27 protein-coding genes and 1 pseudogene are annotated in these 25,686 nt (G+C 58.9%); 14 read left to right on the top strand and 14 right to left on the bottom strand.

The genetic code is table 11. From position 1 onward, the window contains the following. The first annotated feature begins 16 nt into the window (after positions 1-16). A complete protein-coding gene (locus FW764_RS16910) occupies positions 17-628 on the top strand; it encodes a 3'-5' exonuclease (protein ID WP_446434858.1) in 612 nt (203 codons plus the stop codon). A gap of 138 nt (positions 629-766) precedes the next feature. On the opposite strand, the gene FW764_RS16915 is transcribed toward FW764_RS16910, so the two are convergent. Continuing rightward, complete coding sequence (locus FW764_RS16915) at positions 767-1,075, bottom strand: DUF6124 family protein (protein ID WP_446434975.1); 309 nt, start codon at positions 1,073-1,075, stop codon at positions 767-769. 483 nt (positions 1,076-1,558) lie between these two features. Between FW764_RS16915 and FW764_RS16920 the strand changes: the two genes are divergently transcribed. Both FW764_RS16920 and FW764_RS16925 read left to right on the top strand, forming a co-directional pair. Further along, complete coding sequence (locus FW764_RS16920; RefSeq protein WP_446434859.1) at positions 1,559-2,125, top strand: hypothetical protein; 567 nt, start codon at positions 1,559-1,561, stop codon at positions 2,123-2,125. After that, positions 2,115-2,396 carry an acyl carrier protein gene (locus FW764_RS16925; RefSeq protein WP_446434860.1) on the top strand — a complete coding sequence of 94 codons (282 nt, stop codon included), beginning with the start codon at positions 2,115-2,117 and terminating at the stop codon, positions 2,394-2,396. The genes FW764_RS16920 and FW764_RS16925 overlap by 11 nt, the downstream gene beginning before the upstream one ends. 86 nt (positions 2,397-2,482) lie before the next feature. Here the strand turns inward: FW764_RS16925 and ptuB are convergent, their stop codons facing one another. The 3 genes from ptuB to FW764_RS16940 form a co-directional block, all read right to left on the bottom strand. Then, complete coding sequence (ptuB, locus tag FW764_RS16930) at positions 2,483-3,127, bottom strand: retron Ec78 anti-phage system effector HNH endonuclease PtuB (protein WP_446434861.1); 645 nt, start codon at positions 3,125-3,127, stop codon at positions 2,483-2,485. Position 3,128: 1 nt separating this feature from the next. Beyond that, positions 3,129-4,586 carry an AAA family ATPase gene (locus FW764_RS16935; protein WP_446434862.1) on the bottom strand — a complete coding sequence of 486 codons (1,458 nt, stop codon included), beginning with the start codon at positions 4,584-4,586 and terminating at the stop codon, positions 3,129-3,131. A gap of 259 nt (positions 4,587-4,845) precedes the next feature. Then, positions 4,846-5,307: an Lrp/AsnC family transcriptional regulator gene (locus FW764_RS16940; protein WP_446434863.1), complete on the bottom strand. Its 462-nt coding sequence runs from the start codon at positions 5,305-5,307 to the stop codon at positions 4,846-4,848. A 160-nt stretch (positions 5,308-5,467) separates the two neighbouring features. On the opposite strand from FW764_RS16940, the gene yedA reads away from it, so the two are divergent. From yedA to FW764_RS16955, 3 genes are all read left to right on the top strand, one after another. Continuing rightward, on the top strand, positions 5,468-6,364 hold the full coding sequence (gene yedA, locus FW764_RS16945) for a drug/metabolite exporter YedA (RefSeq protein ID WP_446434864.1): 897 nt from the start codon (positions 5,468-5,470) through the stop codon (positions 6,362-6,364). A gap of 48 nt (positions 6,365-6,412) precedes the next feature. Next, the gene (locus FW764_RS16950; protein WP_078827370.1) at positions 6,413-7,750 is read left to right on the top strand and encodes a DEAD/DEAH box helicase; all 1,338 of its coding nucleotides are present in this window, start codon (positions 6,413-6,415) and stop codon (positions 7,748-7,750) included. Between the two features lie 235 nt (positions 7,751-7,985). After that, positions 7,986-8,465, top strand: a complete 480-nt coding sequence (locus tag FW764_RS16955) for a hypothetical protein (RefSeq protein ID WP_446434865.1) — start codon at positions 7,986-7,988, stop codon at positions 8,463-8,465. 56 nt (positions 8,466-8,521) lie between these two features. On the opposite strand, the gene FW764_RS16960 is transcribed toward FW764_RS16955, so the two are convergent. Both FW764_RS16960 and FW764_RS16965 read right to left on the bottom strand, forming a co-directional pair. Next, a complete protein-coding gene (locus tag FW764_RS16960) occupies positions 8,522-9,781 on the bottom strand; it encodes a TIGR03862 family flavoprotein (RefSeq protein ID WP_446434866.1) in 1,260 nt (419 codons plus the stop codon). Positions 9,782-9,951: 170 nt separating this feature from the next. Beyond that, positions 9,952-10,872 (bottom strand): histone deacetylase family protein, encoded by a 921-nt coding sequence (locus tag FW764_RS16965; RefSeq protein ID WP_446434867.1) that lies wholly within the window; start codon positions 10,870-10,872, stop codon positions 9,952-9,954. 75 nt (positions 10,873-10,947) lie between these two features. Between FW764_RS16965 and FW764_RS16970 the strand changes: the two genes are divergently transcribed. The 3 genes from FW764_RS16970 to FW764_RS16980 are packed head-to-tail and all read left to right on the top strand — an operon-like array spanning position 10,948 to position 13,009. Beyond that, positions 10,948-11,517: a GNAT family N-acetyltransferase gene (locus FW764_RS16970; protein ID WP_446434868.1), complete on the top strand. Its 570-nt coding sequence runs from the start codon at positions 10,948-10,950 to the stop codon at positions 11,515-11,517. A gap of 38 nt (positions 11,518-11,555) precedes the next feature. Beyond that, positions 11,556-12,425, top strand: a complete 870-nt coding sequence (gene tesB / locus FW764_RS16975; RefSeq protein WP_446434869.1) for an acyl-CoA thioesterase II — start codon at positions 11,556-11,558, stop codon at positions 12,423-12,425. After that, positions 12,422-13,009, top strand: a complete 588-nt coding sequence (locus tag FW764_RS16980; RefSeq protein WP_446434870.1) for an HAD family hydrolase — start codon at positions 12,422-12,424, stop codon at positions 13,007-13,009. Before tesB ends, FW764_RS16980 begins: the two co-directional genes overlap by 4 nt. 40 nt (positions 13,010-13,049) lie before the next feature. On the opposite strand, the gene FW764_RS16985 is transcribed toward FW764_RS16980, so the two are convergent. From FW764_RS16985 to FW764_RS16995, 3 genes are all read right to left on the bottom strand, one after another. Next, positions 13,050-14,036: an alpha/beta hydrolase gene (locus FW764_RS16985; RefSeq protein WP_446434871.1), complete on the bottom strand. Its 987-nt coding sequence runs from the start codon at positions 14,034-14,036 to the stop codon at positions 13,050-13,052. Then, entirely contained in the window at positions 14,037-14,924 is an 888-nt protein-coding gene (gene ypfJ, locus FW764_RS16990; protein WP_446434872.1) for a KPN_02809 family neutral zinc metallopeptidase, read from the bottom strand. A gap of 171 nt (positions 14,925-15,095) precedes the next feature. Further along, positions 15,096-15,512, bottom strand: coding sequence for a membrane lipoprotein lipid attachment site-containing protein (locus tag FW764_RS16995; protein ID WP_446434873.1), 417 nt, complete (start codon positions 15,510-15,512; stop codon positions 15,096-15,098). 199 nt (positions 15,513-15,711) lie between these two features. Here FW764_RS16995 and FW764_RS17000 point away from each other — a divergent pair, with 199 nt between their 5' ends. Beyond that, positions 15,712-16,590: a DMT family transporter gene (locus FW764_RS17000; protein ID WP_446434874.1), complete on the top strand. Its 879-nt coding sequence runs from the start codon at positions 15,712-15,714 to the stop codon at positions 16,588-16,590. Between the two features lies 1 nt (position 16,591). Here FW764_RS17000 and FW764_RS17005 read toward each other — a convergent pair whose 3' ends face one another. Further along, the gene (locus tag FW764_RS17005) at positions 16,592-17,926 is read right to left on the bottom strand and encodes an MFS transporter (RefSeq protein ID WP_446434875.1); all 1,335 of its coding nucleotides are present in this window, start codon (positions 17,924-17,926) and stop codon (positions 16,592-16,594) included. 213 nt (positions 17,927-18,139) lie between these two features. Between FW764_RS17005 and quiC the strand changes: the two genes are divergently transcribed. Beyond that, positions 18,140-20,041 carry a 3-dehydroshikimate dehydratase QuiC gene (gene quiC, locus FW764_RS17010; RefSeq protein WP_446434876.1) on the top strand — a complete coding sequence of 634 codons (1,902 nt, stop codon included), beginning with the start codon at positions 18,140-18,142 and terminating at the stop codon, positions 20,039-20,041. An 81-nt stretch (positions 20,042-20,122) separates the two neighbouring features. Next, a complete protein-coding gene (locus tag FW764_RS17015; protein WP_083356659.1) occupies positions 20,123-20,788 on the top strand; it encodes a TetR/AcrR family transcriptional regulator in 666 nt (221 codons plus the stop codon). A 54-nt stretch (positions 20,789-20,842) separates the two neighbouring features. On the opposite strand, the gene FW764_RS17020 is transcribed toward FW764_RS17015, so the two are convergent. Both FW764_RS17020 and aroQ read right to left on the bottom strand, forming a co-directional pair. Continuing rightward, positions 20,843-21,691, bottom strand: a complete 849-nt coding sequence (locus tag FW764_RS17020; protein WP_446434877.1) for a shikimate dehydrogenase — start codon at positions 21,689-21,691, stop codon at positions 20,843-20,845. A gap of 5 nt (positions 21,692-21,696) precedes the next feature. Further along, entirely contained in the window at positions 21,697-22,137 is a 441-nt protein-coding gene (aroQ, locus tag FW764_RS17025) for a type II 3-dehydroquinate dehydratase (protein WP_446434878.1), read from the bottom strand. Between the two features lie 308 nt (positions 22,138-22,445). Between aroQ and FW764_RS17030 the strand changes: the two are divergent. Beyond that, positions 22,446-22,633 (top strand): annotated as a pseudogene (locus tag FW764_RS17030) (DUF2442 domain-containing protein); the annotation flags it as partial. Here the strand turns inward: FW764_RS17030 and trmA are convergent. After that, complete coding sequence (gene trmA, locus FW764_RS17035; protein WP_446434879.1) at positions 22,616-23,695, bottom strand: tRNA (uridine(54)-C5)-methyltransferase TrmA; 1,080 nt, start codon at positions 23,693-23,695, stop codon at positions 22,616-22,618. The pseudogene FW764_RS17030 and the gene trmA overlap by 18 nt on opposite strands. Continuing rightward, positions 23,692-24,987: an NCS2 family permease gene (locus FW764_RS17040; protein ID WP_446434880.1), complete on the bottom strand. Its 1,296-nt coding sequence runs from the start codon at positions 24,985-24,987 to the stop codon at positions 23,692-23,694. The genes trmA and FW764_RS17040 overlap by 4 nt, the downstream gene beginning before the upstream one ends. Positions 24,988-25,197: 210 nt before the next feature. On the opposite strand from FW764_RS17040, the gene FW764_RS17045 reads away from it, so the two are divergent. After that, the gene (locus tag FW764_RS17045) at positions 25,198-25,641 is read left to right on the top strand and encodes a DUF4879 domain-containing protein (RefSeq protein ID WP_446434881.1); all 444 of its coding nucleotides are present in this window, start codon (positions 25,198-25,200) and stop codon (positions 25,639-25,641) included. Positions 25,642-25,686 lie beyond the last annotated feature (45 nt).

A 25,686-nucleotide genomic window follows, 5' to 3' on the forward strand; every position in this document is an offset into this window, starting at 1 on the left:
CGGAGTTGGAACAGGTTTGGAACGTATAGCGGTCATCGACTTTGAAACCACCGGCATCACCCCGAGCAGCCACTGCCGGGCCACGGAAATCGCGGTGGTCATCCTTGAGCGCGGCCAAATTGTGGACCGCTACCAGAGCCTGATGAATGCCGGCGTGCGTGTGCCGGGCTTTATCGAGCAACTCACCGGCATCAGCAACGCCATGCTGCGCAGCGCGCCACCGGCCGAGCGAGTGATGAACGAAGTGAATGAGTTCGTCGGCACCACGCCACTGCTGGCGCACAACGCCGCGTTCGACCAGAAGTTCTGGGACTTCGAACTGGGCCTGATCCGCCGCACCCGCCTGCAAAAATTCGCCTGCTCCCTGCTGCTGGCCCGTCGGCTGATGCCGTCGGCACCGAACCACAAACTCGGCACATTGAACTCATTCGCCCAACTGCCCCACACCGGCAAGGCTCACCGGGCGATGGCGGATGCGGAGATGGCGGCCAACCTCACGGCGCACTTGGCCGAGCAGTTGCGCGGTACGCATGGGTTGCGCGAACTGTCCCACGACCTGCTGTGCACCTTGCAGAAAGTGCCGCCGGCGAAGATCAATGAACACCTGAAGAAGCATCGCGGGTTCTAAACCGCCACCCTCCCAAGAACACCGACGTTTCAAATGTGGGAGGGGGCTTGCTCCCGATAGCGGTGTGTCAGCCAATCATCCAGTGACTGACACACTGTAATCGGGAGCAAGCCCCCTCCCACATGGGGTATGCGGTGTTCATCGAGGCTGCACACACTCCAACGCCCGACCCACCACCTCCTTCGCCATCCCCACCAAATGCATCACCGCTCGCTGTTGCGCATTCATCGCTTCAGCCGACCCGTGCGCCGTCTCCACCGCGCAATGCAGCAAGTCGGCCGCATGGGCGAGGGCGTCTTCGAAGCTAAGGTTGTCATTTAGAACAAAGTTGGGCGCGTCCGGGGCGGAAGCTTTGAGGTAGTAGTCGATGGCTCGGCGGTTGAGCAGGGCGTCTTCGCTGAGGAAGTCTGGTTTGGAGCGAGGTGGATCGGGGGTAACTTTGATCATCATGTAGCCTCTCCGTCAGTTAAGAAGCTGCAACCGTTCGCTTGCACACGAATTTAGGGTGGCAGCAGTACGCGGGTGTGCAAGACCGTGACGGAGTCCGGTAGATCCGAAGATCTCCCGCGTACAGCTGCCATAACGAATCACGCCTGAAATACAGACGTTGAGAGTTAAGGCTGATGCGTATTACCGTCGTCGGACTTGCACGTCCAGTCATCGAGCATTCGATGACTGACCGAGACTAGCGACCTGATCCGACGGAAACAAGGCCGTGGAATTCTCTAGGAAACGTCCCGCAAATGAAAGAGATCGGTCTTGCTGGCCATTGAAATATCAGCGTTTTGTGGGGGCTTTTACGCTCTTTCTGAGTGGTCAGTAGGCTGAGCCCTATTGCTCCGTCGGACCTTTCTGGTTTTTCTTTTCACCCATCCCTCGCCCTTGCTGCGATCTAACATTGCACCTGTTATTTACGTAAAGGACTACGTCATGCAGGAAAGCGACCTCCACACAGCAATTATGCGAAACCAGTCTGAACTCCAACGTAATGGCGTAGACCTCGGCTCAACTTCCAGCATGGCGTTTCATTTGGGCAACACAATGACAAGCTGCCCGGCAGTCATGCTTTTACCTCATTCGCCAGGCTGGACTCATGGCGCCAGCTATATGTTACTCAGGCCCATTCAGGCGGACTCCACTGTGCCTGACACCACTGTTGACGACCTCTGGAAATGTACACAGCAACACTACGGTTTGACGGCGGCAACGGCTCTTACTGGCGCGGCGGGCATACCGATCAGCAAAATCGCCGTGGGAACTTGGGTCCACGTTGGCTCCAGTAAAACGACGAACCTGGCCAGTCTCATTGGGATGCGCTTTTTCCCTCGTACACTGATCAGACAGCCAACAATGGCTAGGATGGCAAAAGCAACGTTTGGCACCGTCCGCGTAGTTGGCATTATTGGGCGGGGCATTCCCTTCGTTGCTGTGGGGTTAGCCGTTTTTGACTTAATCAGTATTGGTAAGTGTGCCTATGAGGCGAGAAGTGGAAGGTAGCCCTACCAGAGCCGAGATCACAGAAAAAGTGATCCAACTGTTCGTCGATATCATTGGTTTTATTGACCGAAGCCAAGTGACGGAAAATACGGATTTCATCCATGACTTCAAGATCATCGATGACGATTTGACCTGCTTCGTCATGCAGATCAAGTGGCAATTCAACCTGCAGGCGACTCAGGAGGATTGGGATCACATCACGACCATCAAGCAGATTGTCGATTTGATCGTTCAGCGCTTGAATATGCAGTTCCGGCCGCATCAAGGGTGAAGTCTTCGCCCTTGACCCGGCCTCACTCTAATAAGCAATCTTCGGTGTCACGCTGTCATGGCAATTGATGCGGCACAGTTTTCCCATTACTCACTCTGTCGAGTAAGAACATGTCTGATCGCAGTCGCGTACGGTAAATGCGCAGCGTTGCTCACCTCCTGCTTCAACTCCTGTATCCATTCCTCGTCTTCGGGAAATGCTTCGGCGATTTCAACAAAATACTCCAAGGTCTGGAGGTAGCCGCTAAGTTCAGCGCGCCGAATTTCATTCAGCGCGCCGTCCAGCCCGAGAATACGGATCGTCTCGCGTGCACGAAGATGATCGCGTACGCTCAAGCCTGCCCTTGGTTCCACCGTTCCTCCGGGGGTGAACACTAAAAAAGCATCGGGGTCTTCTATATCTGGTTTGATTAAAACTTCCGGTGGGTAGACTCCACATCGGTCCTTGGCCTTCCCGCAGGTACTGGCGCGCTCGCATGAGCCGAATAGATTGTTCCAGTCATAAGTACCTTGCGGATACCGATCCCGTTGGCGAAAGTGCTCAATATGACGGTTTCCTGGGCCAATCGGTCCTTCACAGTAGGCACACCGTGGACCTTGCATGAGCTCTAAAGATGCCCAAATACCGTCGCGTTCCTCTTGCGTTGGACATGTGCGAGTCCACCTATCTCGGCCGTGTCGGTAACGCCTTAGCCCTGAGGGAGGTTCATCTTGCCGACGTAGACGACGCATCTCAATACTTCCGGTTGCTGAGGTCGCGCGGAAGACGCTGCTTAATGGCCTGCAGCCGAATTTGCCGCTCACATTCGCGAATAACTGGATGGTCTGCGCCGAAATGAGATTCCAGCTTTGTTCTCAACGCGAGCCCGGCAGTCTGCTCGTGAAGATTTTGCTGAATCAGAGCCTGATAGTCAGAAACCCATGATGCCTCAGGCACATTAGGAACTGGGTCTACACCCATGATACGAGCGAGTAAGTCGGAACTGGCAACCCCTCGGGTCTGCCACTGTGGCTCGCTGACGCTGGTAATTCGACTAGAGGTTTCAGGATCAATTTCGGTACGCAAGATTCGGACGCTGTCCGAGGATACTGTGCTCAGCACCTGAGGACTGTGGGTAGTAACGATAAGCTGCATGGCCGGAAATGCTTCGGTCAGGTTGAGCAACACCACTTGCTGCCATTCCGGATGCAGATGCATGTCTACTTCGTCTATCAGCAACACGCCGGGAGTTCCCTGAGCTGCCTGTGCACCAAGGTGCCCGTTGAGCTTGGTCGCGCGGAACGCAATGTCGGCAACCATACCAATCATATTGCGAATGCCGTCGCTAAGCCACTCGACCGGTAACTCTCCAAACTGCTCATGGTGAGCGACCAATGCGTCACGAGTGAAAGAGTATTGAATGCCGCTCCAACCTGCTGGTTGGATACAAGCATTCACCGCGCGACTCACTGACTGGATGTAGTCGTCGAATTCCGTTTTGGCAATGCTGACCCCAGCTTCAAGAGCTTTGAGCTGGGCCTCCTTGGCATTCAGGCTCCAGTAGCGAAACCACTGCACAAACGATTTATAGCTAGAGGCCGGATCCAAGCAATCGGTATAGCCCACGGTTCTGGATGTGCGTTGAATGTTTTTTGCGTCTGTCAGTTTCTTCTGCTGCCACAGTCGCCCCGTACCGTAGTATGCGATTAGTGGCAGAACAACCTCAGTGCCCGGAGTGCGCGCAGCTTCTTGCATGCGCTTGCCGTAGCTCACCAGTTCCTTGGCATCCTTGATCGAGGTCTTGGTCTTGGTCGTGCTTGATAAATGACGGCGCCAAATGGTGGGCAACAAATCATCGGACAACTGATCCATCAAGCTTCCAGGAATGACCCCTGTCGCCTCGATCCGAGCTCCTTGGGGGGCGTATTCCATTTCGTTGGTTGTGGTTTGTCTGGCACGAAACTGGCGGATATCGCTAGGCTCAAGGTGTTTGCCTACCGCCTCGTCGAACGCTCCCACGTAGGGGCCGAAGGCGACGGCGATGGCGTCTAGGATGGACGTCTTACCCGTACCATTGGCCGCAACCAACACGGTCAACCTCGGATGGAAGTCTATATCGATTGTTTCGAAGCAGCGGAAATCACGTAGCCGCAACCGCGAAAGCCGAAGCGAATTTATTCCGGCACTCGCCATATTTTCCTGCGTGCCCATGAGATCTCCAGACCGGCGCCTAAAGCCCTAGTCTACCTGTTGACGCAACTCTCAGCGTAGCTACTAGAGAAAATCCTGAATAGACTTTTTGATTCGGAAAAGTGCCAGTCTTCCACCCGAGCTTCCAATGCCAAGGGGGAGCGCAACCAGGGACCTCTGCAGTGCGGCCACTGACGTCAGCGGAAGCAAGCCCCCTTGCACATTTGGAATGTGTTCACAAATCGAAATATGGGAGGGGCTTGCCCGCGATGGCGGTGTATCAGCCGCCATTTTTCCCATTGGGCTCCAACTGCCCCAACGGCACCCGCCGCTCTATCGCGCTGGACAAAATAATCGAGGTCTTGCTGAACCCGAACTTCGCCACCCGGTTGATCAGGTTCTCCAGCTCCGGCATCGAACCCACCGCCGCCTGCATGATCACGCACGGGTCGCCCGTCACCCGGTGGCATTCGGTCAGTTCGGGGATTTCAGCCAGGGCGTCGTACACCTTCTGGCTGCCATGGTTGGTCAGCCTCAATTCGATGACGCACTGAATCGGCAAGCCGATTTTGGACAGGTCCACCTTGGCCTGATACCCGGTGATTACGCCGCTGGCTTCCAGCTTGGCCACGCGTTCAGCCACGGCCGGCGCGGAGAGGTTTACCGTGCGGGCCAGTTCGGCGTAGGAAGCGCGCCCGTCTTTAAGCAGGGCGCTGAGGAGCATGCGGTCGTATTTGTCCATGATAAGGCTCTGGTCACGCGTGGCTTTCGAATCCACGGGTTATAGCCTTCATAACCATGCTTTGAAAAGTGTATGGGCGCTTTAAACAGGTTTTGTAACTTATGTTTAGCGTGCTGCCTTTCTAGAATAAGCCTCCAATTTCCTGCCGCAGAGCTACCCAATGCCTGGCCCACGTCGCTTTCCCTTACCGTTGATCGCCGCCTTTTTTGCGTTGTATGTGATCTGGGGTTCTACCTACCTGGTGATTCGGATCGGCGTGGAATACTGGCCGCCGCTGATGCTGGGCGGGATTCGATTTTTGGTGGCGGGTTTGGCGATGTATGGCTTTTTGCGCTGGCGCGGCGCGCCTGCGCCGACGTGGGTGCAGTGGAAGGCGGCCGCCAAGATCGGCGTTTTGCTGCTGACCTTCGGGAATGGCGCGGTGACGGTGGCCGAGCACACCGGGGTGGCCTCCGGTGTGGCCGCGCTGGCGGTGGCGACGGTGCCGTTGTTCACCTTGTTGTGCGGGTATTTCTGGGGTGCGCGCAATACGCGTCTGGAGTGGGCCGGGGTGGTGCTGGGGATTATCGGCATCGCCATGCTCAACATGGGCTCTAACCTGCAATCGAGCCCGACCGGTGCGATGTTGCTGCTGTTTGCCGCCGCCTCCTGGGCTTTTGGTTCGGTGTGGAGCCGGCACTTGCCGTTGCCGGCGGGCGCTATGGCCAGCGCGGCGGAAATGATGATTGCGGGTGTGTTGTTGCTGGTGGGCAGTGCGTTGACCGGTGAGCGACTGCATTCCATCCCGCCGGTTGAGGGCTGGCTGGCCTTGGCGTACCTGGCCGTGTTCGGCTCGATCATCGCCTTCAATGCCTACATGTACCTGCTCAAGCACGTACGCCCGGCGGCGGCGACCAGCTATGCCTACGTGAACCCGGCCGTCGCGGTGTTGTTGGGCATTGTGTTCGTCGGCGAGACCATCGGCATGGAAGAAGCCTTGGCGATGTTGGTGATCATCAGCGCCGTGCTGTTGATCAGCCTGCCCCAGTGGCGAAAGCCCAAGCCGGAAATAAGGTAAACTGCCGCGCATTACGCCTATGCGCTGAATTTTTCCTACGGTAAACACATGACTTTCGCCACCCTTGGCCTGATCGAACCCTTGCTGCGCGCCCTTGAGACGCTTGGCTACCAGACCCCGACGCCGGTGCAGGCGCAAGCCATTCCGGCGGTGCTGGCCGGTCGCGACCTGATGGCTGCGGCCCAGACCGGCACCGGCAAGACCGCCGGTTTCGCCCTGCCGCTCCTGCAATTGCTGACCATGGAAGGGCCGAAAGTCGCCGCCAACTCGGCGCGCGCGCTGATCCTGTGCCCGACCCGCGAGTTGGCCGAGCAGGTTCACGCCAGTGTCGCTGAGTACGCCCAACACCTGCCGCTGACCACCTATGCGGTGTACGGCGGCGTGAGCATCAACCCGCAGATGATGAAGCTGCGCAAGGGCGTCGACATTCTTGTGGCCACGCCTGGCCGCCTGATCGACCTGTTCCGCCAGAACGCGCTGAAACTCAACCAGTTGCAAACCCTGGTGCTGGATGAAGCCGACCGCATGCTCGATCTGGGCTTCTCGGAAGAGCTTGCCAACATTTATCGCATGCTGCCGAAAAAGCGCCAGACCTTGCTGTTCTCCGCGACCTTTTCCGATGAAATCCGCCTGCTCGCCGGGCAGATGCTTAACGACCCGTTGACCGTTGAAGTCAGCCCGCGCAACGTTGCCGCCAACACCGTGAAGCAATGGGTGGTGCCGGTGGACAAGAAGCGCAAGCCGGAGCTGTTTGTGCACCTGATGCGCAAAGGCCGCTGGAAGCAGGTGCTGGTGTTCGCCAAGACCCGTAACGGCGTCGATGCGCTGGTGGATAAGTTGCAGGGCCTGGGCATCAATGCCGACGGCATCCACGGTGACAAACCCCAAGCCACCCGCCAACGCGCGCTGGACCGTTTCAAGTCCAGCGACGTGCAGATTCTGGTGGCCACCGACGTGGCGGCGCGGGGGTTGGATATTGAAGACTTGCCGCTGGTGGTCAACTTTGACCTGCCGATCGTGGCCGAGGACTACATCCACCGTATCGGCCGTACCGGCCGCGCAGGCAACACCGGTGAGGCGATTTCCCTGGTGTGTGCCGATGAGGTGAACATGCTGTCGGCCATCGAGATGCTGACGCGTCAGACCTTGACCCGCAAGATGGAGGCGGATTTCGAGCCGGAGCACCGTGTGCCGGACACCGATGCCAGTGGGCAGGTGGTGAAGAAGCCGAAGAAACCGAAGAAACCTAAGGCGTCGGGCGGTGGCGGCGGTAAGCGCAATTTGGGTAAGTGGGTGGACAGCGGCGACGTGGCGCCTGCTGAACCTTCGATCAAGCCGGTGCGCAAGGTGCCAGTGTTTAATACCGGGCCGCGTAAGAAGAAGTAAGTTTCCCTTTGATCGACTGCAGGCTGGCGAACTGAGTGAGCGGTGCAATGCCGCTCGTTCGATGTGATATGACGTCTCGCTTCGGCAGGTTGCTAATTACTTAGGGGGTAATTTTTGAGTACGCAAAATTTTTTGTCATTCAATACCCAATAACTATTTGGAACTGAGCGCGGTTGATGGCCACTGAACTCGTGGGTTAGATAACTTACGATGAAAGATTCAGGGAGATTTTTATATGGCGATCATTCCTTTAGCGCTTGCTTTAAGTGGGGTAGTGATCTGGAAGAAAATTGACGCTGACAACAGCGATCAAAAAATAGAGGCTGATAAGGCCTGGAAGCGATTCGAGCCCCATTTGAATCACACGTTTGATACGTATAAGAGGCATGAAGCGAAAGGAGAGCTTGCGCAAGCGATCCGCGCGTTAAAACAGCATATTTCTTTGTTTAATGAGCGCGGGTCGGTAACGTCTGGAGATAAGAAATATTTAGACAGGATACTCGACAGTTTGATTTTTAAGTCCCAAGAAAACGCGAAGTTACTTAGCCGCGAGTTCAAGGCCAAAGCGCAGAGCCTGCAAGACGATCCTACAGAGCTTTCCGGTGTTCACTACGAGTACATACAAAAGCTCAAAATTTTACTGCCCGGAGACGATGCCTTCTTACTTAAAGAAGTAAAAAATTATGATCAGTTGTATCCCAGAATTTCTCTATAAGATTAAGGGTGTGCACCCATGAATAAAGTTCACTGAGAGATCATCAAGTGAATTGACTATCCCCGGCGCGTTCTTGTAGGCGATTGATGCAACCGCAACCATTCAAGAATGCCCTGGGCCGCCATTCGCCCACTGGCAAAACATCCAGTCAACAAATACCCACCGGTCGGCGCTTCCCAGTCCAGCATCTCCCCCGCACAGAACACGCCTGGCAATTGCTTGAGCATCAAGCGCTCATCCAGCGCCTCAAACGGCACACCACCCGCCGTGCTGATCGCCTCATCTATCGGCCGTGTCTTCACCAGCGTCAGGGGGAGCGCCTTGATATCCACAGCCAACTGCGCCGGATCATTAAAGTGTTCAGCTGGCGCCAACTCACGCAGTAACGCCGCTTTGACGCCATCCAACCCCAGCTGACTGTGCAAATGCTTGCTCATCGAGCGCGAGCCACGCGGTTTGGTCAGCGCCAGCTGCACCTTGTTTAGCGGCTTGCTCGGTAGCAGGTCGATATACACCGTGGCTGAGCCGTCCCGGTTGATGGCTTCGCGAGTCGGCGCCGATAACGCGTAGATCAAGCTGCCTTCGATACCGGTGGCGGTGATCACACATTCTCCGAGCCGAGGCTTGTCATCCGTCAGGCCGATGGCGACGTTTTTCAGCGGTGCGCCAGCGAATTTGCTGACCATCAATTCGCTCCAGGCCGACACTTCGAAGCCGCAATTGCTTGGTTGCAGCGGGGCGTAGGGCACGCCCTTATCTTCCAGCAACTTCAGCCAGGCTCCGTCGGAACCCAGACGCGACCAGCTGCCGCCGCCCAAGGCCAGCAACACGGCATCGCTGCGGACAGTTTGCTCGCCGTCCGGGCTGTGGATAAGTAAGTCACCGTTTGCATTCCAACCCTGCCAGCGATGCCGGGTGTGGATAACCACGCCTTGGTCGCGCAGACGCTTGAGCCAGGCGCGCAGCAATGGGGCGGCTTTCATGTCGGTAGGAAAAACACGGCCCGAGGTGCCGATAAAGGTTTGAATACCCAAACCGTGAATCCATTCGCACAAGGCTTCTGCACCAAACCCTCGCAGCAACGGCGCCATGTGCGGCGCGCGTTCGGCATAGCGCGACAGAAACGCCGGGTAAGCCTCGGAGTGGGTGATGTTCATGCCGCCCACGCCCGCCAGCAGGAATTTACGCCCCACCGACGGCATGCCGTCATACAGGTCCACCTGCACGCCCGCCTGGCTCAAGACTTCAGCGGCCATCAGCCCGGCAGGGCCGCCGCCGATGATGGTGACGTGTTGAGAAGGGGTTTGTTGAGGCATGGGCAAGGCTACGGTCGCTGAATAGGCCGAGCATTCTACCCGACAGCAGCATCGCTGCCTGATCAAAAAACGTACACTTTCCTACAGGCCATACGGCTACTCGCTCTCAGGCCCTTACGCTCAAGTTATCCACAGGCCGTTCCACAGGCATTGTGGGTAACGCGCACATTTCAATGACAGCCTGATGACGTCCACACCCGTTGTGCGCTGTGGTGCAGGATGCCGTGGCGGCGGGCCAGGGCGGGGCGGTCCTTGCTGTAGCCGCCGCCAATTACGCCCATCACTGGAATATCGCGGCCCAGGCAATGGCGCATCACGGCTTCATCACGGGCGGCGACGCCTGCGTCTGTCAGCTTGAGGTAACCGAGGGCGTCATCTTGATGCACATCCACTCCGGCGTCGTACAGCACCAGGTCGGGCTGGTAGAGCGGTAGCAGGTAGTTGAGCGCATCGTCCACGACTTTAAGGTAATCGGCATCGCCCATGCCCATGGGCAGAGGGATGTCCCAGTCGCTCTGGGCTTTGCGCGCGGGGAAGTTCTTTTCGCAGTGCAGCGACACGGTGATGGCGTCCGGCGTGTCGTGGAGAATGCGCGCGGTGCCGTCGCCCTGGTGCACGTCGCAATCGAAGATCAGCACGCGGTTGACCCGCCCGCTGGCCAACAGGTAATGGCTGATCACCGCCAGGTCATTGAAGATGCAAAAGCCTGCCGGGTAATCGTAATGGGCGTGATGGGTGCCGCCCGCCAGGTGGCAGGCCAGGCCGTGTTCCAGCGCCTGTTCGGCGGCGAGTATCGAGCCGCCGACCGCGCGAATCGTGCGCCGGGCCAGGGCTTCGTTCCAGGGCAGGCCGAGGCGCCGCTGGTCTTCACGGGACAACTCGCCGTGCAGGTAGCGCTCGATATACCCAGGTTCATGCGCCAGGGCCAGAATCTCTGCGGGGCATACCTCTGGTCGCAGCAACTGACTGTCCTCGGTCAGGCCGCTGTCCACCAAGTGGTCGCGCAACAGGCGAAACTTGTCCATCGGGAACCGGTGGTCTGCCGGGAACTCAGGGCTGTAGTCATCGTGGTAGATCAAGGGCAAGGGCATGGGATTTTCTGACGGGAACCTGCGAAGGATCTTACCAGCGCTGTACACTCACGCACATGGCAAGGGAGGGGACCCATGGAGCCGATACTGGAATTGCAAAGCGCTCGTTTGCTGATGCGCCAATGGCGCGACAGCGACCTGACGGAGTTTGCGCGTATGTGCGCAGACCCACAGGTGATGCGCTATTTCCCGGCCAAACTGAGCCACTTGGAAAGCGCCGCGCTGATTGGGCGGATTCGTGGCCACTTCGCTGAATATGGCTTTGGCTTTTGGGCCTTGCAGCGCAAGGACACCGGCGAATTCATCGGCCTGACGGGGCTTGCGAATGTCAGCTTCGAGGCCGATTTTGTCCCGGCTGTAGAAATCGGCTGGCGCCTGGCCCGCGAACATTGGGGCTTGGGTTACGCCAGTGAAGCGGCCTGGACTGCGCTGCGCTGTGGTTTTGACCGGCTGCAGTTGGATGAAATCCTCGCTTTCACCACCGAAACCAATCTGCCCTCACAAAAAGTCATGCAGGCCATCGGTATGCATTACGATCCGCAGGCAGATTTTGAACACCCCAAGGTCGCAGCCGATGACCCGCTGCGCCATCATGTTTTGTACCGCATCACCCGCGCCCAATGGTTGGACACGCTGCACGGATAAGCAGCCCGGAATGCCCTATAGATTGTAGGAGTTGCTCAATGAGCCAAGTATTGGAAGATCTGGTGGACTTGCTGACCCTGGAGCCGATCGAGGAGAACCTCTTTCGCGGCCGCAGCCAGGACCTGGGCTTTCGTCAGCTGTTCGGTGGCCAGGTGCTCGGCCAGTCGCTCTCGGCCGCCAGCCAGACCGTAGAAGAAGCGCGGCACGTGCATTCCCTGCATGGTTACTTCCTGCGCCCCGGCGATGCGTCGTTGCCGGTGGTGTACTCGGTGGACCGCGTGCGCGATGGTGGCAGTTTCAGCACGCGCCGCGTCACGGCGATCCAGAAGGGCAACCCGATCTTCACCTGCACCACCTCGTTCCAGTACGACGAACAAGGCTTTGAGCACCAGACCACCATGCCCGTGGTAGTCGGCCCGGAGAACCTGCCGTCGGAGCTGGAGCTGACCCAGCAGCGTGCACATCTGATCCCCGAGCACATGCGTGAAAAACTGCTGTGCCCCAAGCCCATCGAAGTACGCCCGGTCACTGAAAAAGACCCGTTCAACCCGCAACCGTCCGACCCAGTCAAGTACGTGTGGTTTCGTGCCGATGGCGCCTTGGCGGACTTGCCGGCGCTGCATAAATACCTGCTGGCCTACGCTTCGGACTTCGGCCTGCTGACCACCTCGTTGTTGCCCCATGGCAAGACGGTGTGGCAGCAAGACATGCAGGTCGCCAGCCTCGACCACGCGCTGTGGTTCCACGCCGACCTGCGCGCCGATGACTGGTTGCTGTACGCCATGGACAGCCCTTGGGCCGGTAACTCGCGTGGTTTCTCACGCGGCAGCGTGTACAACCGCGCCGGGCAACTGGTGGCCTCGGTGACTCAGGAAGGCTTGATTCGCCATCGCAAGGATTGGGCGTGAGCCTGTCGGACGTTCAGCATTGGGTGTTTGACATGGACGGCACCCTCACGGTGGCCGTGCATGATTTTGCGGCAATTCGCGTGGCGTTGGAGATTCCGCCTGAGGACGACATTCTTACGCACCTGGCGGCATTGCCAGCGCACGTCGCGGCCGTCAAGCATGGGGGGCTGCTCGAGCATGAGCGCGAGTTGGCGCTGGGTTCGGTTGCAGCTGTGGGCGCGGTGGAACTGGTGCGCGAGTTGGCTGGGCGCGGTTATCGCCTGGGCATCCTGACCCGCAATGCGCGGGAGTTGGCGCATATCACTCTGGAAGCGATTGGCCTGGCGGACTGCTTTGCTGTCGAGGATGTACTGGGGCGTGACGATGCGCCGCCTAAGCCTGATCCGGGTGGCCTGCTGAAACTGGCGGCAGCTTGGGGCGTATCACCCAGTGAGATGGTGATGGTCGGGGATTACCGTTTTGACCTGGATTGCGGGCGGGCGGCGGGGACCAGGACGGTGTTGGTGAACTTGCCGGAGAACCCGTGGCCGGAGTTGGCGGATTGGCATGCTGAGGATTGTGCCGCTTTACGCCAGATGATCTAAACCTGGCACTACATTTTTAATCCGGTTTCGTCAGTGCCTGCTATTTCCCGAATAACACCTTCTCGCCCTCAGGCGAGGTAAACATCTTATCGCCGTCGTGCCCGACCCCCGGTACTTCCACCCATGTGTGGCTCAACTGCGGATGGCGCGCCTTGAGGTAGTCAAAATAGTTATGCCCACGAATCAACCGGTACGCGCCTTGGGTTTCGGCTTCGCAGCTTTTATCCAGCGCCGGGTGGTCAGGGTCGGTGTCCTGCTGGCCGAGCAGGTAAGTGATGTCGCGTGACACGTAAGCCTGTTCAAGCTGCTGCGCACTGTGGCCTTTGGCGTAGTCCGGCAGGTTTTGCATGCCGTACTTCCAGTCGTTGAAGCCTGGGCAACTGGCCGCGTCAAATTTCACCGGGCGCTGTGGGCTGAAATAGGCGTAGGACGATGGATTGGCTACCACGTAACGCAGGCTGATGCCTTCGGTTTGCAGCATCGGGTGGTCGTGGCCGGCGAGGGCGAAACGCTGCACCACTTGGCCGCCGCCGGAATGGCCGGCCACTACGATTTGTTTCAACGCCGGGAACAGTTTGCGGTTGCCCAAGTGCTTGAGGATCTGGTCGAGCGCGCCGTAGGAACTGACCGGGCCCGGGCCAGCGGACGGTTCGCCGGCCATCCAGTCGTTGCCGTTCCAGCGCAGCACTTGGTTGCCCAGATGGTTGCGCTTTATGTCTGACTCATTGAGAAACTGCGGCGCGATCACCAGGGTATTGGCGGCAACCCCGGCGTGTTCGGCCGCATCTTCGCCGCTTTTCAGGTAGGTCTGTGCATTGCGCAGACGGCCATGCACGATGATCAGCGCGCGGGTGACGTTGGGCAGTGGGTGGTTCCAGTCCTGGCTCAAGCCCAGGCTGAGGTCGCCGGCGTCAAGGTGAAAACGATTGGGGCTGACCACCTTGACGCCGTGCTCTTGCTCGGTGGCCCAGGTGGATGAGGAACAGGCAATCATCACGCCGAACAGCAATCCCAATCGTTTAGTCATCTAAAGACTCTTCGCTGTAAAGGTGTCGCATTGAGTGATCTGGCCCTGGGTGAAGCCGGTCTTGAACCAGCGAACCCGCTGTGCCGAGGTGCCGTGGGTAAATGAGTCTGGCACTACGCGGCCCTGACCCTGTTGCTGCAAACGGTCATCACCGATGGCGTTGGCGGCATTCAGTGCTTCTTCAATATCGCCGGGCTCCAGCCAGTTCAGGCGTTTTTGCGCACGGTTGGCCCACACCCCGGCGAAGCAGTCGGCTTGCAGTTCCTGGCGCACCAGCAGGCCGCCGTCGCCTTGCATCTGTCGGCCCTGTTGCCGCGCGGTTTGAATTTTGGCCGAGATGCCCAGTAGCGTTTGCACGTGGTGCCCGACTTCGTGGGCGATCACGTAGGCCTGGGCGAAATCGCCGGCGGCCTGGAAGCGTTGCGACATTTCCCGGAAGAAATCCAGGTCCAAATACACTTGCTGGTCCGCCGGGCAGTAAAACGGGCCGCTGGCTGACGTGGCCCCACCGCAGGCGGAATTCACCCGGCCACGGAACAGAATCAGTTTCGGGTTCTTGTAGACCAACCCGTTCTCCTTGAAGACCTGGCCCCAGGTGTCTTCGGTGTCACCCAATACTGCGCGTACAAAGTCGGCCTGCTCATCATTGGCCGGTGGCGCCTGGCGCGATTGGGTACTCACCGAGGGCGCTTGCTCACCCTGGCCGGTCAACTGGCCGAGGATCTGCAGTGGGTCCTGGCCGGTCAGCCAGCCGATTCCGACGATCAGCACGATGGCCGTGAGGCTCAGGCCCTTGCCGCCGCCAAACCGCATGCCACCACCACCACCGCCACTGTCATCGCGGGCATCTACCACGTTGTCGCTGCGTCGGCCTTTTTTCCATAGCATGGGGCAATCCTCTCGTTGATCCTGTGCGCGCTCTTTCTAAGAGCAGTGTTGTTGGTACGTATAAATGGCGCCAGCCCGGCTGTCCGACAAGAGACGCGAGTTGCCTGGTATCGCTGCTGTCAGGCCGTGAAGGCCGGGGTGCCAGATGAGCGTGGTGTTAGCAAAACCGATTCAGTCGCGGCAGTAGCCTTCGCCGGTGTCGACGATCAAGCAATCTTTTTTATCCGCCAGCCATTTAAGGCCAGTGGCTTCGCCGTCGCCAGCGCTCAGCTGCTGCGGGCCGTCCGGGCGGGAAAAGGCGATGCCGTCTTCATTGGCTTCACCTTTGAAGGTGCCGGAGTCGCCGGCATCAAGGCCGTACTGCATGGTCAGAATGTAATGGCCACGGCCAATGCTGTCGTCTTTGGCGATGGTCAGGTTCAGCCCTTCCACGCCTATCCACTTGCCGACCCATTTGTCGGTGGGCGGGGTGGCCGGTACCAGGGTGGCTTGCACCGAGGCCGGAGCGGGTTTGGGCGCTTCCTTGGACTCTTGGTTACAAGCGGTGAGCAGGGTGAGGGCAGAAAGCACAAAGAGTGTTTTTTTCATAGCAGCAAGGCCTTGGTTAAAAAGTGTGCAACGCGCGGTTGAACGTGCAGCGTTGGACTCAAATCCCGTGATTTAGTGCGCTGATCGCACGGTGTTTGGTTATGCTCTTGGGGCAGACGCAAGCCCGGCTGCTAGATTACCGGGTTGAGTACTATCGCGTTCAGTGCTCTGGGTTCAACCCGCCATGCAAGAGAATTCAATGACTGTCAGCACACCCCTTTCCGGCGTCAACCATCCCTTAAAAGGCATTCTGCTGATTGTGGTGGCGACGTTTCTTTTTTCCAGCCACGACGCCTTGTCCAAATACCTGGCCGGGTTCTATCCGATTGTGATGGTGGTGTGGGCGCGTTACCTGGTGCACACCTTGTTGATGGCCGGCATTTTCCTGCCGCAATCAGGCTTGCGTGTGCTGCGCAGCAAACGCCCGGGCATGCAGGTGGTGCGGGCGTTGTGCTTGTTGGGCACCAGCCTGTTTTTTACTGCGGCGCTGCATTTCATCCCGTTGGCGGAAGCCACGGCGGTGAACTTCTTGGCGCCGATCCTGGTGACGGCATTGTCGGTGCCCTTGCTCGGTGAGCACGTGACGCGCGGCCAATGGTTGGCGGTGATCTGCGGATTTGTCGGGGTGCTGATCATCATCCACCCCGGCGGTGAGCTGTTCACGCCCGCGGTGCTGCTGCCGCTGTGTTCTGCGCTGTTCTTCTGCTTCTACCAACTGCTCACGCGCATCCTCAGCCAATACGATACGCCGACCACCAGCAACTTTTTCGCCGGGCTGTGCAATACCTTGGTGATGAGTGCAATGGTGCCGTTCTTCTGGCAGTTGCCCTCGCTGTGGCATGGCGTGCTGATGCTGGCGCTGGGCACGTGCGGGATGACGGCCCACTTGATGTTGACCCAGGCCTTCCGCTTCGCGGCGCCGGCGTTGCTGGCGCCGTTTGGCTATTGCCAGATCGTATTTGCGGGGTTGTTGGGCTGGCTGGTGTTCAACCATACCCCCGACTTGACTACGGTGGTCGGCATCGGGGTGATCTGCATGAGCGGTTTGGCCGCTGCCTGGCAGCAGCGGCGGCGTTGAATCACTTGTCGACGGTAGGAATCTGGCGCGGCGCCATGAAGTACATCCAGGTCAGCGCAATGAAGTACATCGCCGGGATCAGGGTGAACAGCACGGTGTAGTTGTTGTTCGTGACCGTGAGGATATGGCCGACGATCTGGGTCATGAACATGCCGCCGATGGCCGCGCACATGCCGCCGAAACCGAACACCGTGCTCATCATGTGCTTGGGCGTGTAGTCCATCACCAGGCTCCAGATGTTGGCAGTCCAGGCCTGGTGCGCGCCGATGGCCAGGGAGATGGCGAACACTGCGACCCACAGCTGGCTGGAGCCGGCGGCCATGATCACGCCGACGATGCAGCAGGCAAACAGCAGCATCGACAACAGCCGTGCCTTGATCGGATTCATCCCGCGGCCGATCAGGAACGACGACAGAATCCCCCCACCCACGCTGCCGAAGTCGGCTGTCAGGTAAATGATGATCAGCGGGATGCCCATCTGAGTCACGTTGATGCCCAAGTTGTATTGCTGGTTCAGAAACGGCGGCAGCCAGTACAGGTAAAACCAGAAGACCGGTGCGGTCATTGCGTAGGCGAGGGCGAAGGCCCAGGTGCCGCGCATGCGTAGAATGCGGCTGAAGGGCACGCTCGGTTGCTGCGGTTCGATTTCCTGCTGCACGTAGTCCAATTCGGATTGTTTGACCGTCGGATGCTCTTCCGGGTTGTAGTACTTCAAACCCCAAAACACCAGCCAGATCAGGCCCAGCGATGCCATGCACAGGAACGCCGCCTGCCAGCCCCACACGTGGAGGATCAACGGCAGCAGCATCGGCGTCATCATCGCGCCCACGTTGGTGCCGGCGTTGAAGATGCCGGTGGCTACGGCGCGCTCACCGGCCGGGAACCACAACCGTGTGGTTTTGACGCAGGCGGGGTAGTTGGCCGCTTCGGTCAACCCGAGGATAAAGCGGCACACCATAAAGCCGACGGCCGACGTAGCCAGGCCGTGGGCGCCGGTGGCCAGGCTCCATAACAGCACTGCGCAGAAGAACACGCGCTTCACGCCGACGCGGTCGATTAAGCGACCTTGCAGCACAAAGCCAATGGCGTAGCCGACCTGGAACCAGAAGTTGATGTTGGCGTAGTCCATCGCCGTCCAGCTCATCTCCTTGGCCAGGATCGGTTGCATCACGCCCAGGGCGGCGCGGTCGATGTAGTTCAGGGTAGTGGCGAAAAAAACCAGGGCCAGCATGCCCCAGCGCGTTTTGCCCACGGCCATGGCGCCGCGGATTTTGTCGCCGATGCCGCTGTGCGGAATGCTGTGGCGCACGGCCACGTCGGGAGTTTGCGAAGGCATGAGGAGGTACCCGTTTTTTGAAATTTTTATGGTGTGTTCTGGGTCTTTGCTACGTGATCGATGGTGCGCAGTGGTTAAAAACTCGTCAATTCGCCAAACCGGCATAGTGTTCGGTAATCGCACAAAAAACTAACCGGTTCGTACATTTTAATTGCTGCGTGTAGGCTAGGGGCGAATAATTTGCTGCAAATAACAATTGCCGGGAGTCGCCCCATGCAACGTTCCATTGCCACTGTCTCCTTGAGCGGCACCCTGCCGGAAAAGCTCGAAGCCATCGCCGCTGCCGGTTTTGACGGGGTTGAGATCTTCGAAAACGACCTGCTGTATTACGACGGCAGCCCGCGGGAAGTTAGGCAGATGTGCGCTGACCTCGGCATTGCCATCACCTTGTTCCAGCCCTTTCGCGACTTTGAAGGCTGCCGCCGCGACCGCCTGGCGCGTAACTTGGAACGCGCTGAGCGCAAGTTCGATCTGATGCAGGAGCTGGGCACCGACCTGGTTTTGGTGTGCAGCAATGCCTGCGCCGATTGCGTGGGCGATGAACATATCCTCCTGAACGACCTGAGCCTCTTGGCCGAGCACGCTGGCCGCCGTGGCCTGCGCATTGGTTATGAAGCCTTGGCCTGGGGCAAGCATGTGAACACATGGCAGCAGGTCTGGAACCTAGTGCGTCAGATCGATCACCCCAGCCTGGGCGTGTTGCTCGACAGCTTCCACACCCTGTCGCTCAAGGGCGACCCGAGTGGCATCGCGCAGATTCCCGGCGACAAAATCTTTTTTGTGCAAATGGCCGATGCGCCGATCCTGGCTATGGATGTGCTGGAGTGGAGCCGGCATTTCCGTTGCTTCCCAGGGCAGGGCGAGTTCGACCTGGCGGGGTTCCTGGCACCGATCATCCAGAGTGGTTACACCGGGCCGTTGTCGCTGGAAATTTTCAATGATGGCTTCCGCGCGGCACCGACGCGGGCGAATGCGGCGGATGGTTTGCGCTCGCTGTTGTACCTGGAAGAGAAAACCCGCGAGCGCCTCAAGCAGGAAGCACCGGCCCAGCCCGTCGATATCTTGTTTGATACGCCCGCCGCGAGCGAATACGACGGCATCGAGTTTCTCGAGTTTGCCGTGGATGAAAACCTTGGCGCCAAACTTACGCAATGGCTGGAGCGCCTGGGGTTCGTCAAGGCCGGCCAGCACCGTTCCAAGAGCGTGAGCCTGTTGCGCCAAGGTGATATCAACTTGATCCTCAACTGCGAGCCCTATTCCTTTGCTCACAACTTCTTCGAAGCCCACGGGCCGTCGTTGTGCGCCACGGCGATTCGGGTCAAGGACAGCGCCAAGGCGTTGCAGCGGGCGGTGGCTTACAAGGGCCAGCCTTTTCGTGGCCTGGTCGGACCCAATGAACTTGAGCTGGCGGCCGTGCGTGCGCCGGACGGCAGCCTGATTTATCTGGTGGATCAAAGCGAAGGCGGGCTCTACGACACCGACTTCAACCTGCAACCGACCACAGCCTCAAGCGGCGGCCTGCTACGCATCGACCATATGGCCATGGCGCTGCCGGCCGACAGCCTCGACAGCTGGGTGCTGTTTTACAAGAGCTTGCTGGATTTTGAAGCGGATGACGAAGTGGTATTGCCCGACCCTTACGGCCTGGTTAAAAGCCGTGCGCTACGCAGCCGCTGTAGCTCGATCCGCCTGCCGCTGAATATTTCCGAAAACCGCAACACTGCCATTTCCCACGCGTTATCGAGCTATCGCGGCTCGGGCGTGCACCACATTGCCTTCGACTGCGCGGATATTTTCGCCGAGGTCAGCCGGGCCAAAGCGGCGGGCGTGCCGTTGCTGGATATCCCGCTCAATTACTACGACGACCTGGCGGCACGCTTTGATTTCGACGACGAGTTTCTCAGTGAACTGGCGTACTACAACGTGCTGTACGACCGTGACGCTAAGGGCGGTGAGCTGTTTCACGTGTACACCGAGCCATTCGAAGGGCGGTTTTTCTTCGAGGTCATCCAGCGTAAAAACGGCTATGCCGGTTACGGCGCGGCCAACGTGGCAGTGCGCCTGGCGGCGATGGCGAAATCGCGCAGTGGCGCGGTGCGTCAGGCGCGTTTGTGACGGCACGGCGAGGTGCTTCCTTCGAGGAGCGCCTCGGCCCATAATCGCGGCCTGCACAACAAAAATGGCCGTGAGCACACCATGACCCTGACCCCCGACCTCTCCGCTGTGTCAGACGCACCGCGTAAGAGTCGTAAGAACAACCCGGAAAAGACCCGCGAAAACATCCTCCAGGAAGCCATCGTCGAGTTTGTTCAGCAGGGGCTGTCTGGCGCTCGCGTGGATGCCATCGCTGAGCGCATCCACACCTCCAAACGCATGATCTACTACTACTTTGGCAGCAAGGAACAGTTGTACGTCGAGGTGCTGGAGAAACTCTACGGCGACATTCGAAACACCGAAACCCGCATGAACCTCACCGCCCTGGAGCCGCGCGAAGCGATTCGTCGGCTTGTGGAGTTCACCTTTGATCACCACGATCAGAACGTGGATTTCGTGCGCATCGTCAGTATCGAAAACATCAACAACGCCGAGTATGTGAAGCGCTCGGACTCGATCAAGGCGATGAACAGCAATATTCTCGAAGGGCTGGGTGCCACGTTGCGGCGCGGCGCTGAGATGGGGGTGTTTCGCCAAGGGTTGAACCCGTTGGACGTGCACCTGCTAATCAACTCATTCAGCTTTTACCGGGTGTCTAACCGCCATACGTTCAGTGAGATTTTTCAGATTGAACTGTCGGATGAGGCGGTTAAACAGCGGCATCGGGAGATGATTTGTGAGTCGGTGATGCGTTACCTGCAGGCCTAATCCTGTGGGAGCAGGCAAGCCAGCTCCCACATCTCTTGGATCGGTTTTCTACAGTTAAGTATTCATGCTCTGGAAGTGCGCCAACATCCTTTGTGCATCCGGCGCTTGTCCACTGAACAACTCAAACGCCTTCACGGCTTGAAATACTGCCATATTGCCACCGTCCAGCGTGCGGCAACCCAAGGCGCGGGCATTGCGCAGCAGCTCGGTTTCCAGCGGGAAATACACGATTTCAGCGACCCATAATTGCGCCCGCAACAAGGCCGGCGGCACCGGCGTGCCGGGCAGCTTGGCCATGCCCATCGGCGTGGTGTTGACCAGCCCATCTGCCTCGGCCATCGCGCTTTCCAGGTAGTTGCCGACCTGGGCGCGACCGGCGCCGAAACGCTGCGCCAGATTATCCACAAGGTCCCCGGCGCGGGCCACGTCCACGTCAAAAATACTCAAGTGTCCTACGCCCTCCGCCAGCAGCGCGTGGGCCACCGCCGCGCCCGCGCCGCCGGCGCCCATCTGCACGACACGTTGGCGGGCGACGTCATTCAAATTGCGCCGAAAGCCTTCGGCGAAGCCCAGGCAATCGGTGTTGTGGCCGATACGTTTGCCGCCCTTGAACACCACGGTGTTGACCGCGCCTATGCCTCGGGCTTCGTCGGACAACTCATCGAGCAATGCCAGGACGGCTTGCTTGCACGGGTAGGTAATGTTCAAGCCGGTGAACTGCATCATCTCGGCGGCGTCCAGCAGGTCGGGCAGGGCGTTGATGTTCAGTTGCAGCGGTTCCAGATCGATCAGGCGATACAAATAACGCAGGCCTTGAGCGTCACCTTCCTGCTCATGCAGGGCGGGAGTGCGGGAGGCTTGGATACCCGAACCGATCAGGCCAGCGAGGATGCGCGGTTTCATCGGGCTCATCCCTTCAAGGTGTGGCTGAGGTGTTCCAGGGCCAGGTGGTAGCCGTGGCTACCAAACCCGGCGAGTACCGCCTTGGCGATGGGTGACACAAAGGAGTGATGCCTGAACGCCTCACGTGCGTGCACATTGGATAAATGCACTTCGATCACCGGCACTTCACTGGCTACCAGTGCGTCGCGAATCGCTACCGAGGTGTGGGTCCAGGCTGCCGGGTTGATCACGATACCGGCGCACCGGGCGCGGGCGCCGTGGATCCAGTCGAGTAACTCGCCTTCGTGGTTAGTCTGACGAAATTCAATTTTCAGCCCGAAGTTTTCGGCGCTGCGGCCACACAGGGCAGCGATTTCAGCGAGGGTTTCATGCCCGTAAGTGGCGGGCTCGCGTGTGCCGAGCAGGTTGAGGTTGGGGCCGTTTAGCACCAGCACGATAGGCAGCATTTAGGGGGACTCCACCGTTCTTATTGGTTGTGGAGATAAAATGTACTGGATGGTTAATTAGGTCAATTGATGATGGCGGATGTGTTCGATTATCGAACCGTTAATCGAAATCTCGAACAGGGCGGCGGCGACCCCTTTTTCCCACGTTCACTATGAGTAGGACGTGCAAATCGCCGTCACCCGTCGTGATCTGGCGAATGCGCGGCCTACGTGATTTCGGTGTTTCAAATGGGGGAGCATTGCCCGCCTCACGTGCATGACAGGGGTAAGGCATGGGATGCACGGTTTGCCGGAAGAATCATTCCTGAAATCTGGATGTTTCGATCACTGGCCTGATCGCCACAAGCCAGCCCTTGATGGACCTGGCCCTGTTAGCCTCACGCAACGGTCGCAAAAGCAGCGCCGCCAAGTCGGCGGCCGCCCAAGCCAACGCAAGAAGGGCGGTCGACCACGCAACAAGGAGGAAGAGAGCGTTGAATTACCGCCGGGTCAATAACACCCCGGATTCCATATGGTGCGTCCACGGGAACTGGTCAAACATCGCACACTGAGTAATCGTGTGCGTGTCATGCAACTGCGCAATGTTCGCCGCCAACGTCTCCGGGTTGCAGGAGATGTACAGGATGTTATCGAAGCGCCGGGTCAGTTCGCAGGTGTCCGGGTCCATGCCGGCACGCGGCGGGTCGACGAAGACGCTACCGAACGCGTAGCTTTTCAGGTCGATGCCGTGCAGGCGGCGGAACGGGCGCACTTCGTTGAGTGCCTCGGTGAGTTCTTCGGCAGACAAGCGCACCAAGGTTACGTTATCCACGGCGTTTTCATCGAGGTTGCTCAGCGCAGCATTAACCGAGGTCTTGCTGATCTCGGTCGCCAGCACTCTGCGCACGCGGGTCGCCAAAGGCAGGGTGAAGTTACCGTTGCCGCAGTACAGCTCGAGTAAATCATCCGGACGATTGCCCAAGGCTTCATATGCCCAGTTGAGCATCTTTTGGTTCACCGTGCCGTTGGGCTGGGTAAACGCGCCTTCGGGTTGGCGATAGCTGAACGTGCGCCCACCCACTTCGAGTTTTTCCACCACGTAGTCGTGGCCGATCACATCGCGCTTGCCCTTGGAGCGGCCGATGATGCTGACATTCAAGTCGGCAGCGAGCTTGTTCGCAGCGGTGTGCCAATGCTCATCCAGTGGGCGGTGATAACACAGGGTGATCATCGCGTCGCCGGCCAAGGTGGTGAGGAACTCCACCTGGAACAGCTTATGGCTCAGGGCGGCACTGGCTTGCCAGGCGGCCTTGAGTTGCGGCATCAACTGGTTGATGCGTGCGCTGGCGATGGGGAATTCTTCGATCAAAATTGGCGTGCGCTTGTCGTCCTGGGAAAACATCGCGTAGTGGCGCTCGCCGCCTTCGCGCCACAGGCGGAACTCCGCGCGCAGGCGGAAGTTCTGCAGCGGCGAGTCGAAGACCTGTGGCTCAGGTGCGTCGAACGGTGCCAGCAGGTCACGCAAGCGCGTGACCTTGTCTTGCAGTTGAGCGGTGTAGCTTGCGGCGTCAAAAGTCATGCGTTGAACCAGCCCAGCTTGATCACAAACAGAATCGACAGGATTACCAGTGCCGGGTTCAGCTCACGGTAGCGGCCCGAAAGCAGCTTGATGGCGGTCCAGGCGATGAAACCGAAGGCGATGCCGTTGGCGATGGAGTAAGTGAAGGGCATCGCCAGGGCGGTGATCACCACCGGCGCTGCAACCGTAATGTCGTCCCAGTCGATTTCGGCCAGGCCGGAGGTCATCAGCACGGCCACGAACAGCAGCGCCGGCGCAGTGGCGAAGGCTGGAACGCTGGCGGCCAGTGGCGAGAAGAACAGCGCCAACAGGAACAGGATCGCGACCACAACGGCGGTCAAACCAGTACGGCCACCGGCACTCACACCCGCAGCGGATTCGATGTAGCTGGTGGTGGTCGAGGTGCCCAGCAAGGAACCGGCCATGGCGGCGGTGCTGTCGGCGATCAGGGCACGGCCCATTTTCGGCATGTGGCCGTCCTTGCCCATCAGGCCGGCGCGCTTGGCGACGCCGATCAGGGTGCCGGAGTTGTCGAACAGGTCAACGAACAAGAACGCGAAGATCACGCTGACCAGGCCGATATCCAGCGCGCCTTTGATATCTAACTGCAGGAAGGTCGGGGCCAGGGATGGCGGCATAGAGATCACGCCGCCGAACGGGGTGACGTTCAACAGGATCGACACGATGGTCACTGCCAGGATGCCGATCAGCACCGCACCGCGTACGGCCAACGCTTCCAGTGCCACGATGAGGATAAAACCAAAGGTGGCCAGGATCGGCGCCGGTTTTTTCAGGTCGCCCAGGCCGACCAGAGTGTTCGGGTTGCCGACCACGATTCCGGCGTTGTGCAGGGCGATCAGCGCCAGGAACAGGCCGATACCGGCCGCAATCGCCGAACGCAGGGGCAGAGGAATGCTGTTGATGATCCACTCACGGATGCGGAAGATCGACAGGAGGAAGAACAGCACCGCCGAAATGAATACCGCGCCCAGTGCCACCTGCCAGGTGTGCCCCATGTGCAGGACCACGGTGTAGGTAAAGAAGGCGTTGAGGCCCATGCCCGGTGCGAGTGCGATCGGGTAGTTGGCGATCAGGCCCATTACGGTCGAACCGATGGCTGCGGCCAAGCAGGTCGCGACGAACACCGCGCCCTTGTCCATGCCGGTCTCGCCGAGGATGCTCGGGTTCACGAACAGAATGTAGGCCATGGCCAAAAAGGTCGTGATCCCCGCGAGGATCTCGGTGCGCACATTGGTGTTGTGTGCCTTGAGTTGAAACAGCTTTTCCAGCATGCCGGCTCCCTGTGACGCTTTTTTGCGTCGTTATTTGTTGACCTCTAAGTCAAAGCACAAACTGCGCCAAGCGCCTGTGGTTTCAGAGAGGATCGGAAAAAGCGGCGCATCATACCAGCAGCCGACGGCCAGTGGCGCATAGGCGTGGTTTTGATGGTGCATGGCCTTGAGGCATACTGCGCCGACGTTTAATACAGGGTCGATAACAGCATGAAAAAAGCCAACGCCAGCAGTCTAGCTCTGTTCGCCGTTATCGGCCTGGGGCTGGTGGCACCGGCTTGGGGCGCGACTGCACCGCCGTTGAGCGAGGTGCGCGTATTCAAGGTTGAGTCGGCCGCTTGCACGGAAACCATTCCTGAAAGGGCGAGCAGTACCCAGATGTGCACGCACCGTGGACCAACCCAGGTTTCAGTGATGGAAGTCGGATTGGGCGAAAGCCCGATGGGCCGTTTCGATGGCGCGGAGTTGAACGGGCAGCGCACGCCTGTGTGCCAGGTCGGCACCATCAGCGAAGTGTGTAACGGCGCCGGCACCGTGATGGGCTATATCTATGTCTTCGACCTGAATGTCCAAGCGCCGGGCTGGTTCGAATACAGCAATGCCTCGATCAATGGTCCGCAAAACATCCTGAAAACGCTGCTCAATATCCGCTGATCAATTGCCTTGAACGCTCAAAACCCCGGGAAGTCGTACCCCTTG

The organism is Pseudomonas sp. 1152_12 (assembly GCF_052850675.1).

Coding starts and splice junctions, on each gene's coding strand:
- FW764_RS16940 (WP_446434863.1), bottom strand. CDS start 5,307: ATGGACAAATACGACCGCATGCTCCTCAGCGCCCTGCTTAAAGACGGG.
- quiC (WP_446434876.1), top strand. CDS start 18,140: ATGCAACGTTCCATTGCCACTGTCTCCTTGAGCGGCACCCTGCCGGAA.
- FW764_RS16935 (WP_446434862.1), bottom strand. CDS start 4,586: ATGGGCACGCAGGAAAATATGGCGAGTGCCGGAATAAATTCGCTTCGG.
- FW764_RS17015 (WP_083356659.1), top strand. CDS start 20,123: ATGACCCTGACCCCCGACCTCTCCGCTGTGTCAGACGCACCGCGTAAG.
- ptuB (WP_446434861.1), bottom strand. CDS start 3,127: ATGCGTCGTCTACGTCGGCAAGATGAACCTCCCTCAGGGCTAAGGCGT.
- FW764_RS17045 (WP_446434881.1), top strand. CDS start 25,198: ATGAAAAAAGCCAACGCCAGCAGTCTAGCTCTGTTCGCCGTTATCGGC.
- FW764_RS16960 (WP_446434866.1), bottom strand. CDS start 9,781: ATGCCTCAACAAACCCCTTCTCAACACGTCACCATCATCGGCGGCGGC.
- tesB (WP_446434869.1), top strand. CDS start 11,556: ATGAGCCAAGTATTGGAAGATCTGGTGGACTTGCTGACCCTGGAGCCG.
- FW764_RS17040 (WP_446434880.1), bottom strand. CDS start 24,987: ATGCTGGAAAAGCTGTTTCAACTCAAGGCACACAACACCAATGTGCGC.
- FW764_RS16985 (WP_446434871.1), bottom strand. CDS start 14,036: ATGACTAAACGATTGGGATTGCTGTTCGGCGTGATGATTGCCTGTTCC.
- FW764_RS16950 (WP_078827370.1), top strand. CDS start 6,413: ATGACTTTCGCCACCCTTGGCCTGATCGAACCCTTGCTGCGCGCCCTT.
- ypfJ (WP_446434872.1), bottom strand. CDS start 14,924: ATGCTATGGAAAAAAGGCCGACGCAGCGACAACGTGGTAGATGCCCGC.
- aroQ (WP_446434878.1), bottom strand. CDS start 22,137: ATGCTGCCTATCGTGCTGGTGCTAAACGGCCCCAACCTCAACCTGCTC.
- yedA (WP_446434864.1), top strand. CDS start 5,468: ATGCCTGGCCCACGTCGCTTTCCCTTACCGTTGATCGCCGCCTTTTTT.
- FW764_RS17005 (WP_446434875.1), bottom strand. CDS start 17,926: ATGCCTTCGCAAACTCCCGACGTGGCCGTGCGCCACAGCATTCCGCAC.
- FW764_RS16920 (WP_446434859.1), top strand. CDS start 1,559: ATGCAGGAAAGCGACCTCCACACAGCAATTATGCGAAACCAGTCTGAA.
- FW764_RS16970 (WP_446434868.1), top strand. CDS start 10,948: ATGGAGCCGATACTGGAATTGCAAAGCGCTCGTTTGCTGATGCGCCAA.
- FW764_RS17000 (WP_446434874.1), top strand. CDS start 15,712: ATGACTGTCAGCACACCCCTTTCCGGCGTCAACCATCCCTTAAAAGGC.
- FW764_RS16965 (WP_446434867.1), bottom strand. CDS start 10,872: ATGCCCTTGCCCTTGATCTACCACGATGACTACAGCCCTGAGTTCCCG.
- FW764_RS16915 (WP_446434975.1), bottom strand. CDS start 1,075: ATGATCAAAGTTACCCCCGATCCACCTCGCTCCAAACCAGACTTCCTC.
- FW764_RS16955 (WP_446434865.1), top strand. CDS start 7,986: ATGGCGATCATTCCTTTAGCGCTTGCTTTAAGTGGGGTAGTGATCTGG.
- trmA (WP_446434879.1), bottom strand. CDS start 23,695: ATGACTTTTGACGCCGCAAGCTACACCGCTCAACTGCAAGACAAGGTC.
- FW764_RS16995 (WP_446434873.1), bottom strand. CDS start 15,512: ATGAAAAAAACACTCTTTGTGCTTTCTGCCCTCACCCTGCTCACCGCT.
- FW764_RS17020 (WP_446434877.1), bottom strand. CDS start 21,691: ATGAAACCGCGCATCCTCGCTGGCCTGATCGGTTCGGGTATCCAAGCC.